Raw genomic sequence first — 8,470 nt, 5'->3', positions numbered from 1 at the left:
TGGTGCCGGGGGGGGGGGGGGTGGGTCTTGATTTTCCGCCCGCGCCCCCGGCCCGGGCACCGGCGGCCGGGCGCAGGCGGACGCACCCCGGCCGGAGTCCCTGCTGACCGCGAACCGCGGCTGGTGGGCGCACGCGGCGGTGTACGTGGTCGTGCAGTTCGCCCTGGCGGTCAACGGGCACAGCTGGCCCGCCGAGGCGGTGTTCGACGGTCCGCACGACGCCGGGTGGTACTGGAACTCCAGCGGCGACTGGCTGCTCAACGCCGACCGAATCTGGACGGCCGTGTTCGTGTTCGACACGTTCTGGACGCTTGGTCGCGCGGCGCTCAGCCGGCTACGACGCTGAGGACCGCCCTCGCCACCGCGTCGTTCACGGCGAAGAAGCCGAACTCCGGGACACGATCGCGCTCCGGAGAGCAGACCGCGGCGACCGCGGGGCCGGTCGCGAACCGGCGCGGGTGCGCCGCGCCCGAGCGGAGCAGTATCCGACGGTCGGCCTCGCGGACAGCGAGCAGCCCGGTCGCCGGGTCCGCGGCGCATTCACCGCGTCCCCGCAGTGCGGTGAGCAGCGGGTCCGCGGTCGTGGCCAGGGCCTGTTCGGCCAGGCGGGACTCGATCAGGCCGGTAGCCCGCACGACGTGGGCGGGCACGACCCCGCTCGTCGCCGTGAACGCGGTGCCCGCCGCCGAGATCCGCGGGGACGGGCCCAGAAACCGCAGAACTCCGGCCTCCGACAACGCGACAAGCTCCTCCATCCTTCGGCGCGGCGGCCCGCTCGACAGGAAACCGCCCAGGGGCAGGAACCAGCCCTCGACGTCGCGCCGGCGGGATCGGGGCGTGAGCCGCGGCGCCACCTCGAGGGTGGTCAGCACCGCCGAGCCGAGCGCCGCGAGCGCGCCGAGCTCGGCGCTGTACCGAGGGTCGCCGCGGCGACGCAGGCCCGCGCGGAGGTAGGACCGCGTCCATCGTTGAAGGTGATCGGCGTCGTCGAACTCCCGGCCGGCCATCGGCGTCGCGACAACATCGAGGTCATAGCGGTCCGCCGGGTCCGGCGCGGCAGCTGCCACCAGTCGCGGCACCTCCTGCGCCGCCGCGGCGGCCAGCCGAGCGGAGAACTCCGGCCAGCTCATCCCCGCGCGGTCGGGATGACCGAGCAGCAGTTCGTGGAAGTAGCCGCCCAGTATCTCCTTCACCACCAGCGGCCAGACCCGCGTGCGGAAGTCGAGGCCCGTGCCGAGTGCGGCGACGGCCTCCCGGGTGTAGAGACTCGGCAACGGCGGTGGGCCGGCGACCAGCGTCGATGTCGGTTTGGTGTGGTACGGGACGCCGCGCCGGGACCCGGCGTAGATCACCGGTTCCCGACCGGACGCCCGGTAGGCGAGGCGTCCCGTACCGCGGTCTCGGCGAAAGGCGCCGCCACGGCCCTGACTGAGCAGGCTGACCTGGTCGACGAACGTCAGCCCGAGGCCGCGCAGCAGCACGGTCTCCCCCGGGCCAAGCTCGTCGAGCTCGACGGCGCGGGCCAGCCCAGGCGGCCGGTAGAGCAGACCGTGACGGTCGGCATGGGCGGCGAGCTCACGCTCGCCTGCCCCCGGCCGGATCTCGATGTGTCCCTGGGCAAGCACGACCGCGTCGACGACAAGCGGTTCCGGCGCGGACTCCAGCCACACGGCCTGGCCGGCACCGCTGTCGCGAACGTCCACGGCCCGGTCGGCGTGGACCCGGACGTCGATGCCGGCCGCCACCGCCCGCGCGAACACCCACTCGTAGTAGGCGCCTGCGAGGGGCCGGGTGGCGAACCAGCGCTCGTGCACTCGTTGTGCCCGCGCCGCGGGTCCAACGCCCGTCGCTGCCGCCGGTGGCACGGCACGCAACCACTCCCACAGCGACGGCAGTCCGTCCGCGCCACCAAAATCCGACACGGCGGACACCGGCGAGTTCATCCACAGTAGATCGGGTTGCGCCCGTCGCCAGATCCGCCCCGCGCCCGGCGGAAACGGATCGATGACGTGTACCTCCAGCTCGCCGGGGCGGGCCAGCGCGCAGAGCCGTTGGACGACCCCGGTTCCGGGGGGGGCCCCGCCGCCCCCCCCCCCCCCCGCGCGGGGGGGGGCCCCGCGCCCCGCCCGGTGGCCCCCCCCGGGGCCGGCGGGGCCCCGCGCCGACGACGCAGACCCGCGCAGGTCGGGTCACCCGCGGGTGGGCAGAGCGGTACGTGCGCGGACCGTCACGACGGCGCCCCGGCCGGGCGCGGTGGTGATATGGCGCCGTGACATCCGCTCGTCCGGCGCGGAGGTGGGGATGAACTCGTAGCACCGAAGCAACTGTTTGATGATCGTGCGCATCTCTGTCTGGGCGAAGGCGGCACCCAGGCAGCGACGGATTCCGCCCCCGAACGGCAGCCAGTTGGCGGTGGCGCCACGGTCGGACAGAAAGCGCTCCGGCCGGAATCGCATCGGCTCGTCGAACACCTCCGGTGACTCGTGGACGATGTCGAGGCAGGGCGCGAGAACAACCCCGGCGCGGATCCGGTGACCAGCGAAATCCGTATCGGCGGTCGCCATCCGGCTGAGGTCGGGGATCACGGTCCGGGCCCGCAGGCTCTCCTTGACCACGGCGTCGAGGTACTCGTCGTCGTCCTCCGCGGCGGCCCGGGTGGCGCGCGCGAGCACCTCCGGGGTTCGGACAAGACGCTCGAACGTCCAGGCCAGGGCGGTCGCGGTGGTCTCGTAGCCGGCTATCAGCAACGTGATCAGCTGGTCCTCGACCGCACGGTCGGACAGCGGCTCGCCGTCCTCGTCCGTGGCGCGCATCAGCAGGGCCGCGGCATCAGCACGCGCCGCCAGGCCCGGGGAGTTCCGACTCGCCTGGATGTAGGCAAGCAGCCGATCATGGGACTCCGCGAGCACACGCTGACGGCGCCGAGCGAACGGGAGCAGCCGGCCCAGCAGCCCGGCGGACAGGAACAGCTCCAGCAACGACTCGACCTGGGTGAGCCGCAGCATCGCCGCCCGGACATCATCCAGCCCGCGTTCGTCGACACCCATCACAATCCGCAGGATCACGTCAAGCGCGATCTGCTCGCAACGCCCGTGCAGCGGAAACGGCCGGTCGACGGGCCAGGTGCGCAGGTGCGCCTCGACGATCCCGGTGATCTCCTCGACCCGCTCCCGCACCGCCCGACCGTGGAACGCAGGCATCAGCAGCGCCCTAGAGGAGGTGTGCCGGGGCCCGTCGGAGATCAGCATGGAGTGCTCGCTGAACGGGCCACCCAGCTTCGCGTTCGCCACCCCGGCGGGGAACAGTGCCGGGTCGGCGCGCATCAGTTCCTTGATGTCCCCGACGTCGCAGAGGAACACGATGTCCCCCATGGGAAGGACGCTCGCCGCGATCACATCGCCGTAGCGGGCCTGCCAGCGACGCAGGGTGCGCCGCGGGAACATCCAGTACAGCGCGGTCTGGACGATCGTTGGCAGCCTAGAACCGACCGGTCTCGGCAGCGCGGTGTCGAGGGTCATGCCGTCTCCCGCCGACTCCGGGTGGCCACCGGCTTCAGATGGTCCGCGATCGCCTTCGAGACGAGCAGCGGTTCGGCGATCCGCCGCCCGCCGAACGCGACGTAGTTGGCGACCATTCCGCGCCCGCCCATCGGCGCGTTCCCGTTCTCGGTCTGCAGCAGGGTGGCGTTGACGCAGACCTCATGGCGGCGCTCCAGCAGCTTGACGGTGGCCGGCATGTCCCCGTAGACCATCGCACCCATTGCCCGCTCCTCGAAGAACGGTGAGGTGAGGAAGCGATGCAGCTCCTGCTCCGTCGAGTAGCGCAGCACATTGAAGACCGGGGCGAACAGCTCCTCACAGGCCGGTTTGACGTCGGTGAGGGCGCGGCTGAGCACCGTGGGCTGCAGCCAGCGCCCAGGCACGTCGACCTGCCCGCCGTGCACGATGTGCTCGGCATTGTCCAGGAGGTACTCCAACGCGAAGCCGAAGGCCTGGCTGTAGTACATCGCGCCGTAGTCAGCAGTCGGATCGTCGTAGGGACCGACCCTCAGCTCGTCGAGCCGCCTGGTCAGCAGGGTCATGAACTCGTCGCCGATGGATTCGTGCACGAAGATCACGTCTGGGCCGAAGCAGTCCTGCCCGGAGTTGAGCAGCCGGATCTCCACGGCGTCGCGGGCGGCGAGATCCACGTCGGCGCCCGGACCGGTGATGAACGGATTGATGCCCTGCCCGAAGAAGATGAACAGCTGCTCCCTGCCGAGTCGCGAACGGATTTTCTCCGCGTTCGCGTAGGTACCGGTGAACACGACCAGGTCGGACTCGGCGACCGAACCACAGACAAACTCGCGCTGGGTGGTGTTCGACACCGTGATCGGCAGCTCGTGCACCTTGGCCAACAGCTCGTGCAGGCGCCCCAGGGTGGACCGGATCTGGCCCGACGGCCGGAAGGTCACCCGCTCGCTGTAGAGGCTCGGGATCAGCAGGAACAGCGCGTAGGCGTACAGCGGAATGTTGGACGGCAGGAACACCGAGGCGCGTTCGACGAGCGAGGGCCGGTAGGTGGAGACCTCCAGCGCGGCGCCGCGCAACGTCGCGATGGCCGCGTCGATCTCGCTGACGGCGGTTCGGTGGTTCGACACCTCGGTGAGGATCGTCAGGACGTCGTCACGGTGCTCCTCGAGATAGCGTGCGACGGCGAGCAGCGACGACACCCGCTCCGGCAGTGGGATGTAGGAGACGTCGGATGCCTGCGCCGGCCCGGCCGGCTCCACCGCGGCCCGCTCCACCGCATGGGGCGCGGTGAGCGCCTCGTCGCCGCGACGGAGTTCCGCCGCCACCAGCGAGCGCAGCGCCGCCGTGTCCACCTTCCCGTTGCGGTTCAGCGGCAGCGACGGCACCACCAGAACCTGGTTGGGCTGCTCATGGGTGGCCAGATGCGGTCGGATGGCCTGGCGCCAATGCCGGGCGTCCCCGCCGGAGTCGGCCACGACGAAGACGAGGCGGCAACCTCGTCGCTCGTCGGGCACGTCGATGACCTTCACCGGCGCACCGGCCGCCTCCGCCTTGTGCGCCAAGGCGTCCGGGTAGAGCGTGTGGCCGTGCCGGTGCACCGCGCCTTTGCGACCGAGGACCGCGAGGTCGCCGGCCGCCGTCCGGTATCCGATGTCCGCGGTCCGGTGGACGGTGCTGTCGACGCGCCGCAGCCGTCCCTGCGCATCGATCGTGGCGACCATCAGGTCGGGCGTGCGGACCACGATCTCGCCGATCTCGCCGTCGGCGGCCGCCCTGCCGTCCTCGCGGACGACCTCGACCTCGACGCCGTCCAACGGTTCGCCGCACAGCCGGGGCCGCGCCCGCGAGGCCAGCGCGATGTTGCCCGCCTCGGTGCTGCCGTAGCCGTCCAGCAGCGGGGCGCCGGCGAACGCGGCGAACTGCTCCGCCAGGCCGCGGCCGAGCGGAGCTCCGCCCACGCACCACATCCGGACCGACGCCAGCGCCGCGCGGTCCACCGACCGGCCCTTCATCATGCGCAGCAGGCTGTGGTAGGTCGACGGGGCGCCGTCGACCACGGTCACGTTCAGCGTGGTGACGGCCTCGATCGCGCGGTCGATACGGGAATGGGGAACGACCACCAGGCAGCACCCGGACAGCCACCATGCCATGAGGAGCGACAGTCCGTACTGGTGGGACATCGGCAGCAGTGGCAGCAGTACGTCGCCGCTGGTGTACCCCATCCGACGCAGGGTGCGCTCGATGTTGCCGAGCAGACCCGGTCCGGACCGCACCACCATCGTCGGGATGCCGGTGGTACCCGAGGAGGACAGGATGAGGGCGTCGTCACGGGTCCACCAGGGCTCGAGATCCAGCTCGAAGGCGGGGCACGCCGGCGAGGGCGCCGCACCGGCGACGAGCGTCCCGAGCGCGATCCGGCGTGGCGCCGCCGCGTCGTTGTCGAGGGTCGTCCCGTTCGTCGTCTCCCCCGCCGCGTCCCCCGCACTTTCGTGCTCCCCCGCGGTGTCGTGGAGGAGCCAGCGGGCGCGGGCACGGCGCAGTACCGCCGCCCGTTCCGCCGGCGCCTGCTGATCGTCGAGCAGGATGAGGGACACGTCCAGGTGCATGAGGCTGAGCGTGGCCAGCACATGGTCCACCGAGTTCGCGGCGACCAGTCCGACCCGGTCCCCGGCGCGCAGTCCCATCGCGAGCAGCCGGTCGGTGATACCCGCGCAGGTCCGGGAGACGTCGGTCGCGGACAGGGCTCCGTGCTGGAAGACGATCCGGATGGCGTCCTGATTCACGATCACTCCTGCTCTCGGTCAGTGCGGGGGGTGATACGGGGGGTGTAGTGGTCGAGCAGGTGCGAGACGAAGACCGGGGAGGCGCCGATCCGGCCGAGATGACGGCGCAGAACCTCCACGCTCATCTGCCGGAAGTCGACAGCGATGCCGTCGAACTCGGTGTCGAGCCGCAGCGCGAGCGGCGCGGCCTCCTCAAGGGCGCCGTAGATCACCTCGGCGTGGCCCTCCTGGATGCCGCGGCGCAGCGCGTGCAGTCCGAAGCCGACGTGGCGGGACTCGTCGCGGCCCATCGCGACGAAGGCGGTCCTGATGCCCTCGAATGCCCTGATCTCACGCAGCGCGTGGACGAGGACCCGCTGACCGACGAGGGCCAGCACTCCTTCGGTGATCAGATGAAACAGGACGACGGCGCGTAGCCACCGGCCGTAGTCCATGGGCTGCGCGCGCACGTCCCGCGCGGCCTCACCCTCAAGGAGGGCGAGTTCGTGGTGGGCGAGGGTGGCCAGCCGCCAGGCCTGCGCAAGCATCGTCCTCGGGTCCGCCGACAGCCCGAGGACCTCGGTTCCCATCCGGAACATCGCGCGGGTGTGCCGGGTCTCGTCGGCCGTCTGGGTGCCGAGGAACAGCGTGTATTCCTCGGCGGGGGACCCGGTGAGGATCGGGCCGAGCATGTCGAGGCCGGTGTACTCGCCGATGATGAAGGTCGTGACCGCGCTGCGCAGCATGTCCCGCATCACGGCCGGATGGCGTTCGTCCGCGAACGCCTGGCGGTCGCCGCTGAGATCGAGTGCCTCGGCGGACCACTGCTGACGCTCCCATCGTCGGTAGAGCTCAAGGGGGGTCGGGCCGGGGCCGGCAGTGTCCTCCGCCGGTCCCCCGGCCGGCGGACCGGGGAGCGCGCGTAGCCGCGCGTCGTCCATCAGCAGGGTCGTCCATCTGGTCATTGGCGTCCTCCAGCCGTCGCTTCTGACCCGCGACGGCGATCGCGAAAACTGGTGCCGGACCGTTCCGGCGGAGCGCCGCGGGCGAATGGAGCCGTGTGGATATGCATAAGGCAGAACGATCGCCCAGCCACGGCGGGCGTCGAATTGCACGCGAGAACAGCCGGTGGCCGCGACAGCCCTGACGGGGCGAGCGTACACAATGCGGAAGGCCAGTCCACCGGAAGACGGGCTCGGTGACGTCAACCAGACAGGACGGCGACCTCACGAACAGGCCGTTCATTCTCACGGTGCAGGTAAGCGGTGCAAGAAATACGTGCGGGGTGGGCGTCGCCCCCACACACCGGGCCCCACGGCCATGTAGTTGACACACCTATCCCGGATGCTAGGCTGCTCTCGAACATCTTCTCGCGAGATCAGGGGTGCACAGGCGCCCGATCCGACGCGCAGGCGTGTTGGTCCCGAGAGGTTCGGCCGCGACAGTTGATTGCGCAAGAAACTTTATCGCGGACCTGGAGCCAAACCGTGCAGGTCACGCCGGGAGTTGACAGAATTGTCGAGAAACCTGTGCTCGCTGCGGTCACCCTCCGCCGAGGACTACCACGTGATGGAGGACTGGCTCAGGCCATTCGCGCCGGCGAGCGCGCTGACCGGTGACACGCACGAGCGGGTCACCGCGGCGGCGATCAAAGAGGCGGACGACAGCGGCGCCGTCCGCTACTTCATGGTAGTGGCGACCAGCGGCGAGCCGGTCGGGATGGTGAATCACCGCAAGGTCGGAAGCGCTGGTTCGTATGCCGTCGGCGGCGCCATAGGCGACCCCGAGAAATGGAACAGCGGCTGCGGGGCGGACGCGCTCGCGATCCTGGTCGACCACCTCTTTCATCAGCTGAACGCGCATCGCGTGGAGTTCGCCACGGCCTCCTTCAACCGGCACACGATGAGCATCCTCACCAAGGGTGGCTTCGTGCTGGAGGGAGTACTCAGGGATTACTACTTCATCGACGGCCAATATCACGATCGAACCATCTGGTCTATCCTTCGCGACGAATTTGTCGAGGCAGCGAGAGCTTTCGCGAAACGGAGCCCCGTCGCTGACCTGGTGCCAGCCGGAGACAAGCAGCATGCCCAGGCGGCCTTCGCCAGGTACCTCGCTGAGGATCCACCGACATCCCTGCGGGACTTCGTCGGCCGGGCGTCGCGGGAGCGGCCGTACTGACCGCGGAAGGGAGCC

General features: G+C 70.6%; 6 protein-coding genes. 2 read left to right on the top strand and 4 right to left on the bottom strand.

The features are described 5' to 3' along the window. The first annotated feature begins 145 nt into the window (after positions 1-145). On the top strand, positions 146-346 hold the full coding sequence (locus MXD60_RS08230; RefSeq protein WP_248818395.1) for a hypothetical protein: 201 nt from the start codon (positions 146-148) through the stop codon (positions 344-346). Here the strand turns inward: MXD60_RS08230 and MXD60_RS08225 are convergent. Genes MXD60_RS08225 through MXD60_RS08210 form a run of 4 tightly spaced genes read right to left on the bottom strand, consistent with a single transcriptional unit; the run spans position 327 to position 7,239 of the window. After that, the gene (locus tag MXD60_RS08225) at positions 327-2,183 is read right to left on the bottom strand and encodes an FAD/NAD(P)-binding protein (RefSeq protein WP_283098019.1); all 1,857 of its coding nucleotides are present in this window, start codon (positions 2,181-2,183) and stop codon (positions 327-329) included. The genes MXD60_RS08230 and MXD60_RS08225 overlap by 20 nt on opposite strands. A 6-nt stretch (positions 2,184-2,189) precedes the next feature. Further along, positions 2,190-3,518 (bottom strand): cytochrome P450, encoded by a 1,329-nt coding sequence (locus MXD60_RS08220; RefSeq protein WP_248818394.1) that lies wholly within the window; start codon positions 3,516-3,518, stop codon positions 2,190-2,192. Then, positions 3,515-6,295: an aldehyde dehydrogenase family protein gene (locus tag MXD60_RS29335; RefSeq protein WP_248818393.1), complete on the bottom strand. Its 2,781-nt coding sequence runs from the start codon at positions 6,293-6,295 to the stop codon at positions 3,515-3,517. The genes MXD60_RS08220 and MXD60_RS29335 overlap by 4 nt, the downstream gene beginning before the upstream one ends. Positions 6,296-6,297: 2 nt before the next feature. Then, complete coding sequence (locus tag MXD60_RS08210) at positions 6,298-7,239, bottom strand: ferritin family protein (protein WP_248818392.1); 942 nt, start codon at positions 7,237-7,239, stop codon at positions 6,298-6,300. Positions 7,240-7,843: 604 nt separating this feature from the next. Here MXD60_RS08210 and MXD60_RS08205 point away from each other — a divergent pair. Then, on the top strand, positions 7,844-8,455 hold the full coding sequence (locus MXD60_RS08205; protein WP_248818398.1) for a GNAT family N-acetyltransferase: 612 nt from the start codon (positions 7,844-7,846) through the stop codon (positions 8,453-8,455). Positions 8,456-8,470 lie beyond the last annotated feature (15 nt).

Origin of the sequence: Frankia sp. AgB32, from assembly GCF_023243045.1 — a bacterium.
Taxonomy (GTDB): domain Bacteria; phylum Actinomycetota; class Actinomycetes; order Frankiales; family Frankiaceae; genus Frankia.
This window is presented reverse-complemented; position numbering and strand designations above follow the sequence as displayed.

Bases quoted from the DNA above. Each gene is read 5' to 3' on its own strand.
- MXD60_RS08220 (WP_248818394.1), bottom strand. From the start codon at position 3,518: ATGACCCTCGACACCGCGCTGCCGAGACCGGTCGGTTCTAGGCTGCCA.
- MXD60_RS08210 (WP_248818392.1), bottom strand. From the start codon at position 7,239: ATGACCAGATGGACGACCCTGCTGATGGACGACGCGCGGCTACGCGCG.
- MXD60_RS08205 (WP_248818398.1), top strand. From the start codon at position 7,844: ATGGAGGACTGGCTCAGGCCATTCGCGCCGGCGAGCGCGCTGACCGGT.